Source organism: Thalassobellus citreus, assembly GCF_044385915.1.
GTDB classification, from domain to species: Bacteria; Bacteroidota; Bacteroidia; order Flavobacteriales; family Flavobacteriaceae; genus Thalassobellus; species Thalassobellus citreus.
This window is the reverse complement of record NZ_JBISCC010000109.1, coordinates 34,984-52,541: the sequence shown is the minus strand read 5'-3', so window position 1 is coordinate 52,541 and position 17,558 is coordinate 34,984. Positions and strand designations below refer to the sequence as shown.

The following is a 17,558-nucleotide window of genomic DNA, read 5'->3' as shown; positions in this document are numbered from 1 at the left end:
CTAACACCTTTTACGTAGTTTATTCAAAGATGCATTTAATTCGTAACCTAACAATAAAATATTAGCATTAAGCCACAAATAAAACAACAAAACTAAAAGCGCTCCAATAGATCCGTATAGCTTATTATACTGACCAAAATTTTCAATATAAACGCCAAATAAATATGAAGTTACTATAATAAGACAAGTGGTAAATAAAGCACCCACTGAAAAGAAATTAGAAAGCCTCCCTTCTTTTGTTCCAAAATAATACAATGTTGCTGTTGCCAAATATACCATCATTACAAAAAAGACGTATTTAGCAATATCTGTCCAAATAATACTCTGCGAACCTGTTTCATAACCTCGTGTTTCTAAAGCATCAATAACCCCTTCAACAACATAAATTTGAAAATATCCTAAAACCGCTATAGTAATAATAAGTAGGAACGCTAATATTAATGCAATCCCCAACGCATATAAATATTGCTTAATAACATTACGGGGTAATTGCTCATGATACGAATTTTCAAACCCAGAAAACACAGCATTAACACCATTTGCCATTAATGCTATTGATAAAACAAAAACGGAGGACAACAAGCCGCCTCTTTGAGAATTTTCAATGTTTTCAAAAATATTATGAAAGAAAAATTCGGAAGTAGTTGGTGGCAAAAAAGACTCCAAAAAGTCCATGAATTCTTTCTGAAAATTATCTATTGGTATTTCTGGAATAATTATTAAAACAAATAACAAAAAAGGAAACAAAGCCATGAAAAAGCTAAACGCAATAGCACTTGCTCTTGTAGTTAATGCACCTCTTACAATACCTGTTATATAAAGCTCTAACAAATCGTAAAACGACAACCCTTCAAGACCTGGTAATTTAAATTGTTTAAAAAACCGCACTAAGATATTAATTACAGGAATTTTATCTAGTTTGTCTTCAATAGGTTTTGTCATTAATAATTTGCTTTAAATTTATAGCAAAGTTATCAAAATAAAGAAGAATACAATTACTTACTACTTGTAAAACTAATTATTTTACTGCTTTTAAACTTAAGTCCATATTATGTACAGAATGCGTTAAAGCTCCTGATGAAATGTAGTTTACACCACATTCGGCATAATGACGTATAGTAGCTTCATTAATATTTCCTGAAGATTCGGTAAGACATTTATTACCTATCATTTTAACAGCTTTTCTTGTGTCTTCGTAATCAAAATTATCAATTAAAATTCTATAAACACCATCACTTTTCAAAATCTCTTCTACTTCAGCCAAATCTCTAGCTTCAACCATAATATCTAGATTTTTACCAGTTTCTTTTAAATAGGCTTTAGCCATATCTATCGCTTTTGTAATACCTCCAGCAAAATCTATATGATTATCTTTTAACATTATCATATCATATAAAGCAAATCTATGATTTTCACCTCCGCCAAGTTTAACAGCCCATTTTTCTAACACTCGAATACCTGGAGTTGTTTTACGCGTATCTAAAATTCTTGTTTTTGTACCTTCTAATAGATCTACAAACATTCTAGTTTTTGTAGCAATAGCACTCATACGTTGCATAGCATTCAAAACTGTTCGTTCTGCCTTTAAAATAGATTGGGAAGGTCCTTCAACATACATAACAATATCTCCAAAAGTCACTTCTGAACCATCTTCAATCAGCACATCTAATTTTAATCTTTTATCTACGTAAGCAAATACTTTTTTAGCAAAATTAACGCCACCTATAATCCCTTTATCTTTAACTAAAAGTTTAGCTCTTCCTCTTGCATTTTCAGGTATACAAGCTAATGAACTATGATCGCCGTCTCCTACATCTTCTCTAATTGCATTTGCAATTATCATTTTTATTTCGCTATCAAATTGTTCTTGTGTAATCATATTGTTTGGTTAGTTTGTTTTTAACAAAAATAAGAAATTGATTTACTTTTATAAATTTAAACTTATGAATTTCACAAATTATCACTATTTAAATTCATTTTTAACAAATATAAAATGCTAATTTTGCTATTATGACTATCAAATTACTCGCCATTGGCAAAACAGACAACAAAGAACTTTTGGCTTTAATTACTGAATACCAAAAGCGCTTAGGTTTTTATATTAATTTCTCTTTAGACATTATTCCTGATATAAAAAACGTAAAAAACTTAAGCGAAGCACAACAAAAGCAAAAAGAAGGTGAACTTATTTTAAAAAAGCTGAATAATACTGATATTTTAATTTTACTAGATGAAAACGGCAAACAATTAGATTCTGTTGGATTTTCGGCTTACTTACAAAAACATATGAATTCAGGTATCAAACAACTTGTTTTTGTTATTGGAGGACCTTATGGTTTTTCTGAAGACATTTATAAAAAAGCAAATGGGAAAATATCATTGTCTAAAATGACATTTTCCCATCAAATGGTTAGACTTTTTATTATAGAACAACTTTATAGAGGGTTTACTATTTTAAAAAACGAACCTTATCATCACAGGTAAAAAAAACACATTTTTAAGCTATTTAATTAATGTGTTTTATAAACTTGCTTACGCTTTTTTAATTGACGCTCTAAATCACTAATAGTTTCTCTTACTGACACTTCAAAATTACGCTCGTTAGAAGTTGCAAAAATTCTAGGTCCAGGAAGGCTTAATTCTATATTACAAATTTTACCTGCTTCATGCTCTTGTCCTTCTTGTTTAAAATGAACCGTTGCATTTATTAAAAATTCATATCTATTAAATAATTTATCTAATTTTTCTTCAGTGAAAGCTGAAAGTGTTTCACTTACATCTACGCCTACATATTCAAAATTTACAGTCATATTCAATTCTTTTTTTAGGTTAATAATTCTATCCTAAGATACAAAATTTAAAACAAATCTAAATAACAAAAATCATAAAATGGTTGTAAATTTTTCATTAGAAATTTAGCACTACCTTATTATTATAAATGATTATAATAGTACTTTTGCTTGATACATTTTATATTATGAAACTCGTTTTTGCAACAAACAACCTTAACAAACTTAAAGAAGTTCAATCTTTAATACCTAACTATATAAAACTTTTAAGCTTAAAAGACATTGGTTGCTTTGAAGATATTCCTGAAACACAAAAAACAATAGAAGGCAATGCTATTCAAAAAGCACAATATGTAAAAGAGCATTATGGTTACAATTGTTTTGCTGACGATACCGGTCTTGAAGTTGAAGCTCTAAATGGTGATCCTGGTGTTTATTCTGCACGTTATGCTGGAGAAAAACGCGATGCAAGTGAAAATATGGATTTGTTACTTAAAAACTTAAATGATTTAGACAATAGAAATGCCCAATTTAAAACTGTTGTTAGTTTAATAATAAACGACAAACAACATAATTTTACAGGTATTTGCGAAGGTGAAATAACGACTAATAAAAGCGGTAAAAAAGGTTTTGGCTACGACCCTATTTTTAAACCTAACGGCTACGAACAAACATTTGCCGAAATGGATTTGAGCCTAAAAAACAGTATCGGGCATCGCGGTAAAGCAATCACTCTACTTGTAGAATTTCTGAATTCATAAATCTTAAAAAAAATAACAACAAAAACTAAAATCCTGTTGGTTGTTAATTTTCTTTATGTTATTTTTAATTTATGACAGAGGATGATATAGAAAAAGAAAACGCAGCCATAACAAAAGCTTACAAAGAGTTATTAAAAGTTAGTTATACAACACTTACTGATGATGATAAAAAACTAATTAGAAAAGCTTTTGACACAGCCTTAGATGGCCATAAAAATCAACGCAGAAAATCTGGAGAAGCTTATATTTTCCACCCTATAGCGGTGGCAAAAATTGTAGCACAAGAAATTGGTTTAGATGCCACTTCTATAGCATCAGCATTACTTCATGATGTGGTTGAAGACAGTCCTGATTATGAAATTGAAGATATTGAAAAACTGTTTGGTAAGTCCGTTGCAACTATAGTTGGAGGACTTACCAAAATCTCATCATTAAGTAAAGAAAAAGACATGGATGTGTCTTTACAGGCTGAAAATTTCAGAAAAATGCTACTGACTCTTAATGATGATGTACGTGTTATTATTATTAAAATAGCCGATAGACTCCATAATATGCAAACTATGGATTCTATGCGCCCCGATAAGCAAGAAAAAATAGCATCGGAGACCTTATATATATACGCACCTTTAGCTCATAGAATAGGTCTTTATAATATAAAAACCGAATTAGAAGATTTAGCGCTTAGATATACTGAACCGGAAGTTTATTTCGATATTCTAAACAAGACAAAAGAAAGCAAAGAAGAACAAGATAAATACATTGAACAATTTAGCGATGTTATAAAAATTTCTTTAGATAAAGAACATTTTAATTACACTATTAAAGGACGCCCAAAATCAATTTTTTCAATAAGAAAGAAAATGATGAAACAAGGTGTTTCTTTTGATGAAGTCTATGATAAATTTGCAATTAGAATTATTTATAAAAGTGATGCTGCTAACGAAAAGTTTTTGGCTTGGAAAATCTATTCTATTGTAACAGACCATTTTAGACCTAACCCTATTAGACTTCGCGATTGGATCTCATCTCCAAAAGGCACGGGTTACGAAGCGTTACACATAACTGTAATGGGACCAAAAGGACGTTGGGTAGAAGTCCAAATACGTAGTGAGCGCATGAACGAAATTGCAGAAAAAGGCTATGCGGCACATTATAAATACAAACAAGAAAACGAAAAAGAAGATAATTTAGAAGGCTGGATAAACAGGCTACAAGAAGCTTTAGAAAACCCAGAAACAAATGCTGTAGATTTTGTTGAACAGTTTAAACTCAATTTATATTCAAAAGAAATATTTGTATTCACCCCTAATGGAGATTTAAAATCACTACCCAAAGGTGCTACTTCGTTAGATTTTGCCTTTAGTATTCATACAGAAGTTGGTATGAAAACTCGTGGCGCAAAAGTAAACGGTAAACTCGTTCCGCTAAGTCACGAGCTAAAAAGCGGCGATCAAGTAGACATATTAACCTCAGAAAGTGCAAAACCAAATGCCAATTGGCTAGATTATGCAACAACAGCAAGAGCAAGAACTAAAATTAAATCTGCTTTAAAAGAAGATAAAAAACGCATTGGAGAAGAAGGTAAAGAAATTTTAAGAAGAAAATTAAAACAACTTAAAATTACTTTAAATGAAAACTCTATTAACGAACTTGTTAATTATTTTAAACTCAATACCAGTTTAGATTTATTTTACAGGGTGGGACTTGGTACTATAGACAATACCATGATAAAAGACTATGCTTCCTCTAGGAATAATGCTTTAATGAGTTTTATTAAAAATAAAATAACTAGAAAAGCAAATGTTAAAAAAGAAGATTTAGAAAAAGATGAAATAACCGCAAAGTATGACTCGCTAGTATTTGGTAAAGAGGAAGAGAAATTAGATTATAAACTATCAAATTGTTGTAATCCTATTCCAGGTGATGGTGTTTTTGGTTTTTTAACAGTAACTGAAGGTATTAAAGTTCATAAAAAAAATTGTCCAAATGCCTTAACTTTACAATCTAACTATGCATATAGAATCATGCTTGCTAAATGGGTAGACTCTTCTCAACAAGAATTTGCCGCAAAAATTGCAATTACAGGAATTGACCATATTGGATTAGTAAATGATATTACTAAAATTATTTCTGGTAATATGCATGTGAATATGAAGAGCTTAAGTTTTGATAGTGATGACGGTTTATTCTCAGGAAAAATCAGTGTTGTTGTTAAAAATAAAACGCTTGTAAAAAAGCTAATTGAGAAGCTAAAAAAAATTAATGGTATAGATAAGGTTACTAGACTGTAAAAAAAGTGTAAATTTGCGACGAAATTATGAATGCAAAGACAGATACAAAAAATCAAGACATAGTAAAAAGTGTATTCACTAACTTTTTAGAAAACAACGGGCACCGAAAAACACCTGAACGTTACGCTATACTACAAGAAATTTACAATAGCACAGAGCATTTTGATATAGAATCGCTATATCTTAACATGAAAAACAAAAAATATCGTGTGTCTCGTGCAACTTTATACAACACTATAGAATTACTTTTAGAATGTGGTTTGGTAAGAAAACATCAATTTGGACAAAACCAAGCTCATTACGAAAAATCATATTTTGATAGACAACATGATCACGTGATACTAACCGATACAGGTGAAGTTATTGAGTTTTGTGATCCAAGAATTCAATCTATCAAAAAAACAATCGAAGAAGTTTTCGATATCGAAATTAACAATCATTCACTTTATTTCTACGGAAATAGAAAATCAACCAATTAACTAATTTTACAATGGCAGTAGATTTACTACTAGGATTACAATGGGGAGACGAAGGCAAAGGAAAAATTGTTGACGTACTTACCACTAACTACAATATTATTGCACGTTTTCAAGGAGGCCCAAACGCAGGACACACCCTTGTATTTAACGGAAAAAAACATGTTTTACATACCATTCCTTCAGGAATTTTCCACGAAGGCAAAACCAACTTAGTTGGAAATGGTGTGGTTATAGATCCTGTTATTTTTAAAGCTGAGTTAGACAAACTTGAAGAGCAAGATGTAGATTACAGAAAATCTTTAGTTATTTCTCGTAAAGCACATATTATTTTACCAACACACCGTTTACTTGATGCTGCTAGTGAAGCTTCAAAAGGTAAAGCAAAAATTGGTTCTACTTTAAAAGGTATAGGACCAACTTATATGGATAAAACCGGTAGAAATGGTATTCGTGTAGGCGATTTAGAATTAGCCGATTGGAAAGAACGCTATAGATCTTTAGCTGATAAGCATGAATCTATGATTGCGTTTTACGATGTAGATATTGAATATGATTTAAAAGAACTTGAAGCAGAATTCTTTAAAGCTATCGACGTTTTAAAATCGTTAAAGTTTATTGATTCTGAAGAATATGTGTATCAAGCACAAAAAACTGGAAAAACCATTCTTGCTGAAGGTGCTCAAGGATCATTATTAGATATTGATTTTGGAACCTACCCTTTTGTAACATCAAGTAATACAACAGCAGCAGGTGCTTGTACTGGTTTAGGAGTCGCTCCTAACCAAATAGGCGATGTTTTTGGTATCTTTAAAGCATATACAACTCGTGTGGGTTCTGGCCCATTCCCTACCGAATTATTTGATAAAGACGGACAAGAAATGGCTCGTATTGGTAACGAGTTTGGAGCAACAACAGGAAGACCTCGTCGTTGTGGTTGGTTAGATTTAGTAGCTTTAAAATACGCTTGTCAAGTTAATGGTGTAACACAATTAATGATGATGAAGGGTGACGTACTTTCTGGTTTTGAAACCTTAAAAGTATGTACTGCATACAAATATAAAGGAGAAGTTATAGAACACTTCCCTTATAATATTGAGCCAGAAAATGTAGAGCCAGTTTATACAGAATTTAATGGTTGGTCTGAAGATTTAACAGGTATGTCTGAAACATCTCAATTACCAAAAGCCTTAAATGAGTATATTGAGTTTTTAGAAAAAGAATTAGAAACGCCTATTACTATTGTATCTGTTGGACCAGACAGAAAACAAACTATTTTTAGACAACAATTAGTTTAAGAAATAAACTATTAAATATATTTAAACGCTCCAAATCATTTTTGGAGCGTTTTTTGTTTCAAACAAAATCACAAAAAAAAGCCAACAGATAATTAAACATCATATTAATCGTTATTTTTGTCACAAATCTTTTATATTTTGAATAGACTACCATCTATATTTTTTATAATATTATTTTGTTTTGTTTCAGTAACAAACATACAAGCTCAAGAAAAGAAGCAGATAAAAATTGAATATGCAGGTACAACAACCATTGATGAAGAAAAAGCTCCTGGTGCTATCACAATGACACGTGATGATTCGCAACAAGTTCACATAAAACATGGAAGCATTGATCTTTGGTGTGATAAAGCTATCCAATACAGAAAAGAAAAATTTATTGAGGCTTATGGTCATGTACGAATGATAGAAGGCGACACGATCAATATGACCTCAAAATATTTAGAATATAGTGGTGAAACGGAATTAGCGTTTGCTAGTGGCGAAGTAGTGTTAAAAGATCCAAATTCTACTATTACATCCGATACATTATATTATGACAAATTAAAACAACAATCCTTTTATAAAAATGGAGGAACGGTTGTTAAAGATTCATCAGGTACTATTACTAGTAAAATAGGTCGTTATTATATGAATCTTAAAAAGTATCAATTTGTAGAAAATGTGGTTCTTGTAAATAAAGACGTTACAATAAATTCTAACTTTTTCGATTTTTATTCAGAAACAGGTCTCGCCTTTTTATTTGGTCCATCAACAATTACAACAGAAACAAGTAAAACCTATTGCGAAAAAGGGTTTTATGATACCGAAAACAAAGTAGGCTATGCACTTAAAAATGCAAAAATAGATTATGATGATAGAGAAATTTTAGGCGATAGTTTATATTTTGACAATAATATTAATTTTGCCTCTGCTACCAACAACATAAAAGTAACAGATACTTTAAACCATAGTATTATAAAAGGACATTACGCTGAAGTTTTTAAAGAAAAAGACTCGCTTTTTATTACTAAACGAGCTTTAGCCATAACAGTTCAAGAAAATGATTCTATTTATATGCATGCCAATAAAATTATGGTAACAGGTAAACCAGAACATCGAATTGTAAAAGCGTATTATAATGCTAAACTTTATAAATCAGATATAAGTGCAAAGGCAGATTCTATTCATGCCGATCAAAAAACAGGATTAACACAATTAATTAATTTAGATCGTTTTGACTCTAGTGATGCCTTTTCTACAAAACGCAAACCCATTCTTTGGAATATAAAAAGCCAAATGACTGGAGACACAATACATCTAATTTCAAATCCAAAAACAGAAAAGCTAGATTCACTTTTGGTATACAACAATGCTTTTATTATAAACAAAGATACCCTGAGTGATAATGGTTATAGTCAAATTTATGGTATACACTTAAAAGGTTGGTTTAACAAAGAAAACACCTTACGAAAAATAAATATTAATAAAAATGCTGAATCTATTTTTTACCTTAGAAATGATAAAGATGAACTTATCGGGATAGATAAAGCTAAATCTGGAAGTATCTCCATGTTATTTGAAAATGGAGATATTGAAGAATACAATAGAATTAATCAAGCTGATGGAAAAACATATCCACAATCGCAATACCCTGAAAAAGAACAATTCCTAAAAGGTTTTGATTGGAGAGAAGATGAACGCCCACTAAGTGTTGAAGATTTATTTAAAGATGATAAACCTTTAGTTTTACCTATAATAAAAGGGCTAGATGATTATATTCCTCAAGATGCGTTTTTTGATAATGATTTACTTGAACGTATAGAATTAGCTCATAAAAACACTTCAATTTTTAACTATAGTAATATTATTACTAAAAAAGAAAATAACGCTACAAATTTATTAAAATCCAAGAATGAGATTGATAATGCTATTTGGGATAAAAGAAATGTTATTGTAAAACCAAATACCGTTATATCACCAAATGGCACTAAAACTGCTGATAAAATCTCATGTAAAACGACAGCTATAAACCCACATTTTTTTCAAACAATTTCTAAATTAAAAGGAGAGTTTAAATTAAATTTATGGTTAAAAGGAAAAGGTAATATAAATATTGCTCTTCAAGAGTTTGGTAACGATTTTACTCGTTACAAGAAAACCAAAATAAAATTAACCTCCAAATGGGTTCAACATACTATTAGTTGTCATAAAGAAATCGATGGAAATAAAATTCGAGTTGTAATCTATTTAACTAAACCAACTCAAAACATTGACATCTGGAATATTGAATTGTTTGAAGTGTTAGATTAAAAAAACAATGAAACAAGACTTCTTAAAATACCAAGCACAAACATCACCACACCCTTTAGCAATGGAAGTTTCACATGCCAAAGGAAGTTATATTTACAACACAAAAAACGAAGCATATCTTGATTTTGTTGCTGGCGTATCTGCTTGTCCACTAGGTCATAATCACCCAAAAGTAGTTAATGCTATTAAAGATCAGCTAGATAAATACATGCACGTCATGGTTTATGGTGAATATGCTCAAAAACCAGCTGTAGAACTAGCTAAACTATTAGCAGAAAACCTTCCTGATTCATTAAACAAAACCTATTTAACCAATTCTGGAACTGAAGCTATTGAAGGTGCTTTAAAATTAGCTAAACGCGCTACTGGACGAAGCGAAATCATTGCTGCAAACAAAGCTTATCATGGTAATACGATGGGGTCTTTAAGTATTATGGGACATGAAGAACGTAAACAAGCCTTTAGACCTTTACTTCCTGATGTTAAATTCATAGAATTCAATAACGAATACGATTTAAAACAAATTACAACAAAAACAGCATGTGTTATTTTAGAAACCATACAAGGTGGTGCTGGTTTTATTGTTCCTAAAAATGACTATTTAAAAAAAGTAAGACAACAATGTGATAAAGTTGGAGCCCTTTTAATTTTAGATGAAATTCAACCAGGGTTTGGTAGAACTGGAAACCTTTTTGGTTTTCAAAATTATAATTGTATTCCAGATATTTTAGTAACAGGTAAAGCTTTAGGTGGCGGTATGCCTATTGGAGCCTTTACAGCTTCTAGTAGCTTAATGGATTTACTTCAAGACAATCCTAAATTAGGACACATAACGACATTTGGAGGACATCCTGTTATTGCTGCTTCGGCTTTAGCAACGTTAAAAGAAATTACAACTAGTAATTTAATGCAGCAAGCCTTAGAAAAGGAACAACTATTTAGAAAACTTTTAGTACATCCTTTAATAAAAGAAATAAGAGGAGTTGGTCTTATGCTTGCAATCATTACACCTTCAGAATCTATAACAAATAGAATAGTTTTAGAAAGTCAAGACCAAGGTTTAATATTATTTTGGTTACTTTTTGAGCCTAAAGCTGTAAGAATCACACCGCCTTTAACCATATCAAACGATGAAATAGCTAAAGGTTGTGCTATAATTATTAATATTTTGAATAATATTTAGAATTAACAAAACTCTCCCATAGTTCTAAAAATCAACTAATAACACAAAAATCGGAACACTAAAAATCCAACTGTTCATTACTTTGTTGAAAACATTTATCTAATTAATCCCATAAAACAGAATAGAATCTTAAATTTATTCAGGTAGAAACCTTACAAATGTGCTTATGGAGTTTAGTCATAACGACAATAACAACTTGCCGCTTACTAAGTTTGAATCGATGTTAAAAACGAATCGTGTTTTATTCTTCGATTCAGAAGAATTTGAAAACATCATTCATCATTATCTAAATCAAGGTAAAATAGCATTAGCAAAAAAAGCTATAAAACTAGGTTTAGACCAACACCCTACCTCCATTAATTTAAGACTTTTTAAAGTAGAAATACATGTTTTTGAAGATAAACTTATTGAAGCCGACTCTCTTTTAAACGAGCTTTATAGTTTAGACCCCATGAATGAAGAAATTTTTATTCAAAAGGCAAATATTCTATCTAAAAAAGATGAGCACTTACAGGCTATTGAGGTTTTAAAAACAGCAATCGAACTTACGGAAGATGTTGTTGATTTATATTCTCTAATTGGTATGGAATATTTATTTCTAGACCAATTTGAAGATGCTAAAACATATTTCATGAAATGCTTAGAGAAAGATTTAGAAGATTACTCCGCGCTTTATAATATTATTTATTGCTTTGAATTTTTAAATCAGAATGAATCTGCTATAGAATATTTAAACCTATTTTTAGATAAAAATCCGTATTGTGAAGTAGCATGGCATCAATTAGGAAAACAATATTTTAATTTAAAAGAATATGAAAAAGCATTAACATCGTTTGATTTTGCTATTATTTCTGACGATACTTTTATTGGCGCCTATCTAGAACGTGGTAAAGTTCTTGAAAAATTAAAACGCTACGAAGAAGCTATAGAAAATTACAGTATTACTTTAAAATTAGATGACCCCACATCATTTGCGTTATTACATATAGGCTCTTGCTATGAAAAATTAAATAATGATGAGCTAGCGCTTCAGTATTATGATAGAACGGTACATGAAGACCCTTTACTAGATAAAGGTTGGATTGCAATCACTAAATATTATAACAAAAAAAAGAATTACAAAAAAGCTCTATACTATATTAATAAAGCTATAAATATTGATACTGAAAATGTTATATATTGGAAGCTATTCTCCCAAATTAATCAACGTTTAAACTTTTATGAAGAAGCTGAGCGCGGATTTAAAAAAACATTAGAACTAGGCAATTACGAATTAAACACATGGCTATCTCGAGGCGATTTATTAATTAAACTAGGTGAGCCAGAAGCCGCAGCTATTAATTTTGAACAAGCTTTAGAGTTTCACCCAGAAAGTGCCGAAGTAGTATATCGCTTAGCTGGATTGTATTTTTCTTTAAATGAAAATGACAAAGGCATATTTCATTTAAAAAATGGCTTAAAATATAATGAAGAATACGCTTTTATTATTGAAGAACTTTTTCCTGAAGTTTCTAACAAAATACTTGTTAAAAATCTACTAAAAACAAATCTATAATTAAACATCGTGTTAAAATACATATCTTTGATTTTCTTATAAAAATCAAAACATGCAAAGACGCTTTAAAGATTATTTAACTATTTCAATAAAAGGAGTCGCTATGGGAGCTGCTGATGCTGTACCTGGTGTTTCTGGTGGTACTATAGCTTTCATTTCTGGTATTTATGAAGAATTAATTTCTACAATTAGTAACGTAAAACCATCTCTTTTTAAAACACTTTTTAGTGAAGGCATAAAACCTTTTTGGAAAGCGCTAAACGGAAATTTTATTTTATCACTTCTAAGTGGTATTATCATTAGCTATATATCATTTATGAGGCTTGCCAAATATTTATTAGAAAACCATCCTGTTTTAATTTGGTCCTTCTTTTTTGGTCTTATAATAGCGAGTATTTATTTTGTTGGAAAACAAATTACCAAATGGAATATAACAGTTATTATAGCGTTAATTATTGGAGCCATTAGTGCTCATTACATTACATCCCTTCCTGCTCTAGCAAACAATGAAAGTTCTTTACACTTATTTATAGCTGGAGCTATTGCTATTTGCGCTATGATTTTACCTGGGATTTCTGGCTCTTTTATTCTCATCATTCTTGGTGCTTACAAAACCTTAAGTAATGCTTTTCATGATTTTGATATAAAAAAAATAATCATTTTTGCTACTGGTGCTGCCGTTGGTTTATTAAGTTTTAGTCATTTATTAAAATGGCTTTTTAAAAACTACCATAATGTCACTTTAGCAATACTTACAGGCTTTATTTTTGGCTCACTAAATAAAGTTTGGCCGTGGAAAAACACCTTATCCTGGTATACAGATTCAAAAGGTATAAAAACACCTTTATCACAAGAAAGCATCTCACCATTTGCTTTTAATGGAGATAATCAAATCGTTTTTGCAATAAGCTTAATGGTTATTGGATTTTTAACTATTTTTATTTTAGAAAGATTAGGCACTAAGAAACAGTAATGCAAGAAACCAGAACTTTAACCGATAAACTTTTTCTTATTCTAAAAGGATTAGGTATGGGGGCTGCGAATAAAGTTCCTGGGGTATCTGGTGGTGTTGTTGCATTTGTTGCTGGTTTTTATGAGGAATTTATTTATTCGTTAAAAAAGATTAACGGAAAAGCTTTTATGCTACTTATTAATGGGCGCTTTAAAAGCTTTTACAACTATATTAACGGACGCTTCTTAGGGTTGCTTTTCTTAGGTATGATAGTGAGTTACTTTAGCATTTCTAAAGTTTTAGATTATCTTATAATACATTATGAACTCTATGTTTGGAGTGTGTTTTTCGGAATGATTATAGGTTCTATTTATTATATAAATAAAGATTTTAAAGATTGGAATTATAAAACATCCTTTTCTCTAGCTATTGGAATTGCGCTAGGAATAAGTATTAGTTTTTTAAATCCTGCCACAGAAAACGACAACCTATGGTTTGTGTTTTTTTGTGGTATAATTAGTGTGTCTGGTATGACTCTTCCTGGTTTTTCAGGATCTTTCATTCTTATTCTTTTAGGAAACTATGTGCTGCTTCTAGTCGATTCTGTTAATGCTTTATACGATACTGCTTATGAAATTCTAGGAGGTGATTTTAGCTTTATTGAAAATACAGAACGTATAAGAATGCTAAAAGTTCTTATTGTCTTCACTCTAGGATCAATAACAGGGTTAGTTACTTTTTCACATGTACTAAGTTATATTTTAAAGCATTATAAAAGTATTACGCTTTCGGCTATTATAGGCTTTATAGTTGGCTCTTTAGGTGTTGTTTGGCCATGGAAAAAAACTATTTTCAAAATACATGAAAATGGTAGCTTTTTACTAGATTCAACAGGAAAAAAAATTATACAAAATTACGAACGCTACATCCCTGAATTAAATACAGAAACGTATTATGCTATTGCCTTTGTCTTTTTAGGAATTGCGATTGTTTTAGCATTAGAAATTTACGGGCAAAAAACAAGAATAAACAAATGAACAAATTAGGACTTTTAGGAAAAAATATATCATACTCATTTTCAAGATCATATTTTAAACAGAAATTTGAAGATGAAAATATTGAAAACACCACTTATGAAAATTTTGATATTGAATCTATTGATTTATTTCCGTCAATTGTAAAAAACACAGCAAACCTAAAAGGCCTAAACGTTACCATTCCTTATAAACAAGATGTCATGCTGTTTCTAGATAAGGTAAACAAAAAAGCTAAAGCTATTGGAGCCGTTAACACCATAAAAATCACAAAAAAAGGAAAATTAGTTGGTTATAATACAGATTGCTATGGATTTTCAAAATCTCTTGAACCATTGTTAAAACCACATCATAAAAAAGCTTTAATACTAGGTACAGGTGGCGCTAGTAAAGCTGTCGCCTATAGTTTAAAAAAACTAAAAATAGATTACAAATATGTTTCAAGAAAACAATCTGAAAGTATTAGCTATACCTATGAAACCCTAACAGAAACTGTTATTAAAGAACACCAAATAATAATAAACTGTACGCCTTTGGGTACCTTTCCTAATATTGACAATTGCCCAGACATTCCATATAACGGTATTACAAGTCATCACATTTTATTCGATTTAATTTATAATCCAGAAGAAACTACATTTCTAAAGCATGGAAGAGAACAAGGTGCTGTAATAGAAAACGGATTAAATATGCTAAAATTACAAGCTGAAAAAGCTTGGTCTATTTGGAACTTAGAGTAAAACTCTTTTTTATTTTATTAAAAGCCTCCTTCTCTTTTGTAAATAGTATACTTGTTAGTATCTTTAATGCGAAAGTAATTTGATGAACCTAAACATTTTTAAAAATGTCTGATAGTAATAAACTGCAAAAAGCAGAAGGAGTAGAAGAAACAGAAAACAATACAAACAAGTTAAACAATGATAACTTAGTTGACAACTCTTCAATTGAAACAGAAAAAACTCAAGAAGAAAATCCTGAAGTTGAAGAAACAACCATTGTTAATGAAGATGCTGTAGCAGATAATCATCAAGAATCTATAGAGCCTACAAAAGAAGAAACAGAACCTTGTGTTGAAGTTGCTTCTAATGTAACGCCATCAGATTCTGACGATGAAAAAGTTATTAATGAAATTGAAGAATCTAATGCAGAAGATGCAGAAGATGAAGGCAATAAAGAACGACATACTATTGAAGTAAAAGAGTATGATAACATGTCGTTAGAAGCCCTAGCCATCGAGTTAGAAAAACTGCTTAAAAACGAAAAAATTCAAGCTATAAAATCTCATGTAGATGGTATTAACAACGAATTTAAAACAAAATTCCAAGCGTTACTTGATGAGAAAAAAGAAGAATTTTTAAATGAAGGTGGTAATGAAATTGACTTTTTCTACTCGTCACCCATTCAAAAAAGATTTAAAGAAGCTTATAAAGATTATAGAACAAAACTAAACGACCATTATAAAAGTTTAGAAAAAAATCTAAAGCAAAATTTAGCCGATAAACTTCAAATTATAGAAGAATTAAAAGGGCTTTTAAACCTTGAAGAGAATATAAACACTACTTATAAGCACTTTAAAGAATTACAAGAACGTTGGAGAAATACAGGGCCTATTCCTAGAGACAAATACAATAATGCATGGAATAGTTACCACCACCATGTAGAAATGTTTTACGACTTTTTACATTTAAATAGAGACTTACGCGATTTAGATTTTAAACATAACTTAGAGAAAAAGACTAAAATTATTGAACGTGCTGAAGAGTTAGCACAAGACGATAATGTTATGCGCGCGTTTAGAGAGCTACAAGAACTTCATAAAATGTGGAAAGAAGAACTTGGACCTGTTGGAAGAGAGCATAGAGAAAAAATATGGGATCGTTTTAAAGCTGCTACTAAAATAATTAATGATAAACGTCAAGTTTATTATCAAGAAATTGACAAAGTTTACGAAAAAAATCTAGAGCACAAACTTGAAATAATAGCAAATATTGATGCTTTAAATGCTCAAGAAACCAATTCTCACGGTGGCTGGCAAAATAAAATAAAAGCTATTGAAGCGCTTAGAAATCAGTTTTTTAATGCTGGTAAAGTTCCTATAAAAGTAAACGAAGCTACTTGGGCTAAGTTTAAAGATGCTGTTAGAGTTTTTAATAGACAAAAAAACAGTTTTTATAAAGGACTTAAAAAAGACCAATACACCAATCTTCAGAAAAAACTAGAACTTATAAAAATAGCTGAAGACAATAAAGACAGTGAAGACTTTGAAGTAACCACTGCTTTAATGAAAAAAATACAAAGCGATTGGAAAAAAATTGGTCATGTACCTCGTAAAGATAGCGACAAAATATGGAAACAATTTAAAGGTGCTTGTAATTCTTATTTTGATAAACTTCATGCCAAAAGAAATGAAGCAAACAAAGAAGATTTAGAGATGTTTAATAAAAAATCTGTACTTCTTGATACTATTAAAGAGCTGAAACCTTCTGGAGATAAAGACAAAGATATTGAAGCTATAAAAGAACAGATTAATAATTGGAAAGCATTAGGAAGAGTACCTAATGACAAACGTTATATTGAAGGTAAATTCCAGAAGACTATAGACGGTTTATTGTCTAATTTAAAAATGGAAAAAAATGAAGTTGAAATGATTAAGTTTGAAAACAAACTTGACAGCATGAACACTTCTGAAGATAATAGAGATTTAGATAATGAACGCTCTTTTATTCGTAAAAAGATAGATGAAGTAAAAGGTCAAATAAATCAATTAGAAAACAACTTACAGTTTTTTACTAATGTTAAAGATGATAATCCGCTTGTAAAAGAAGTACATAGTAACATAAAAATTCATAAAGAATCTTTAGAACTATGGAAGAGCAAACTAAAAAAGATTAAAGAACTTTATTAATATTCTTTAATATAAAAACAAA

Annotated in this window: 15 protein-coding genes; 12 read left to right on the top strand and 3 right to left on the bottom strand. The window is 30.2% G+C overall.

From position 1 onward, the window contains the following. Positions 1 to 942, bottom strand: coding sequence for a YihY/virulence factor BrkB family protein (locus ACH5TX_RS01730; protein WP_439337835.1), 942 nt, complete (start codon positions 940 to 942; stop codon positions 1 to 3). 76 nt (positions 943 to 1,018) lie between these two features. Then, positions 1,019 to 1,879 (bottom strand): carboxylating nicotinate-nucleotide diphosphorylase, encoded by an 861-nt coding sequence (gene nadC, locus ACH5TX_RS01725; protein WP_439337834.1) that lies wholly within the window; start codon positions 1,877 to 1,879, stop codon positions 1,019 to 1,021. A 131-nt stretch (positions 1,880 to 2,010) separates the two neighbouring features. On the opposite strand from nadC, the gene rlmH reads away from it, so the two are divergent. Further along, a complete protein-coding gene (rlmH, locus tag ACH5TX_RS01720; protein ID WP_439337833.1) occupies positions 2,011 to 2,484 on the top strand; it encodes a 23S rRNA (pseudouridine(1915)-N(3))-methyltransferase RlmH in 474 nt (157 codons plus the stop codon). Between the two features lie 26 nt (positions 2,485 to 2,510). On the opposite strand, the gene hpf is transcribed toward rlmH, so the two are convergent. Further along, positions 2,511 to 2,810, bottom strand: a complete 300-nt coding sequence (gene hpf, locus ACH5TX_RS01715) for a ribosome hibernation-promoting factor, HPF/YfiA family (RefSeq protein ID WP_439337832.1) — start codon at positions 2,808 to 2,810, stop codon at positions 2,511 to 2,513. 167 nt (positions 2,811 to 2,977) lie between these two features. On the opposite strand from hpf, the gene ACH5TX_RS01710 reads away from it, so the two are divergent. The 11 genes from ACH5TX_RS01710 to ACH5TX_RS01660 all read left to right on the top strand — a co-directional run bounded on the left by ACH5TX_RS01710 (position 2,978) and on the right by ACH5TX_RS01660 (position 17,536). Then, positions 2,978 to 3,550, top strand: a complete 573-nt coding sequence (locus tag ACH5TX_RS01710) for a non-canonical purine NTP diphosphatase (RefSeq protein WP_439337831.1) — start codon at positions 2,978 to 2,980, stop codon at positions 3,548 to 3,550. A 71-nt stretch (positions 3,551 to 3,621) separates the two neighbouring features. Continuing rightward, complete coding sequence (locus tag ACH5TX_RS01705; protein WP_439337830.1) at positions 3,622 to 5,841, top strand: RelA/SpoT family protein; 2,220 nt, start codon at positions 3,622 to 3,624, stop codon at positions 5,839 to 5,841. Between the two features lie 26 nt (positions 5,842 to 5,867). Beyond that, positions 5,868 to 6,320, top strand: coding sequence for a Fur family transcriptional regulator (locus tag ACH5TX_RS01700; RefSeq protein WP_439337829.1), 453 nt, complete (start codon positions 5,868 to 5,870; stop codon positions 6,318 to 6,320). 11 nt (positions 6,321 to 6,331) lie between these two features. Continuing rightward, complete coding sequence (locus ACH5TX_RS01695) at positions 6,332 to 7,615, top strand: adenylosuccinate synthase (protein ID WP_439337828.1); 1,284 nt, start codon at positions 6,332 to 6,334, stop codon at positions 7,613 to 7,615. 138 nt (positions 7,616 to 7,753) lie between these two features. Further along, complete coding sequence (locus ACH5TX_RS01690) at positions 7,754 to 9,907, top strand: OstA-like protein (protein ID WP_439337827.1); 2,154 nt, start codon at positions 7,754 to 7,756, stop codon at positions 9,905 to 9,907. 7 nt (positions 9,908 to 9,914) lie between these two features. Next, entirely contained in the window at positions 9,915 to 11,090 is a 1,176-nt protein-coding gene (locus tag ACH5TX_RS01685) for an aspartate aminotransferase family protein (protein ID WP_439337826.1), read from the top strand. A gap of 166 nt (positions 11,091 to 11,256) precedes the next feature. Next, complete coding sequence (locus ACH5TX_RS01680) at positions 11,257 to 12,645, top strand: tetratricopeptide repeat protein (RefSeq protein ID WP_439337825.1); 1,389 nt, start codon at positions 11,257 to 11,259, stop codon at positions 12,643 to 12,645. Between the two features lie 52 nt (positions 12,646 to 12,697). After that, positions 12,698 to 13,618, top strand: coding sequence for a polyprenyl-phosphate transporter (locus ACH5TX_RS01675; protein ID WP_439337824.1), 921 nt, complete (start codon positions 12,698 to 12,700; stop codon positions 13,616 to 13,618). Beyond that, positions 13,618 to 14,634, top strand: coding sequence for a DUF368 domain-containing protein (locus ACH5TX_RS01670; RefSeq protein ID WP_439337823.1), 1,017 nt, complete (start codon positions 13,618 to 13,620; stop codon positions 14,632 to 14,634). The genes ACH5TX_RS01675 and ACH5TX_RS01670 overlap by 1 nt, the downstream gene beginning before the upstream one ends. After that, entirely contained in the window at positions 14,631 to 15,371 is a 741-nt protein-coding gene (locus ACH5TX_RS01665) for a shikimate dehydrogenase family protein (RefSeq protein ID WP_439337822.1), read from the top strand. Before ACH5TX_RS01670 ends, ACH5TX_RS01665 begins: the two co-directional genes overlap by 4 nt. 104 nt (positions 15,372 to 15,475) lie before the next feature. Then, positions 15,476 to 17,536 carry a DUF349 domain-containing protein gene (locus ACH5TX_RS01660; protein WP_439337821.1) on the top strand — a complete coding sequence of 687 codons (2,061 nt, stop codon included), beginning with the start codon at positions 15,476 to 15,478 and terminating at the stop codon, positions 17,534 to 17,536. Positions 17,537 to 17,558: the final 22 nt, after the last annotated feature.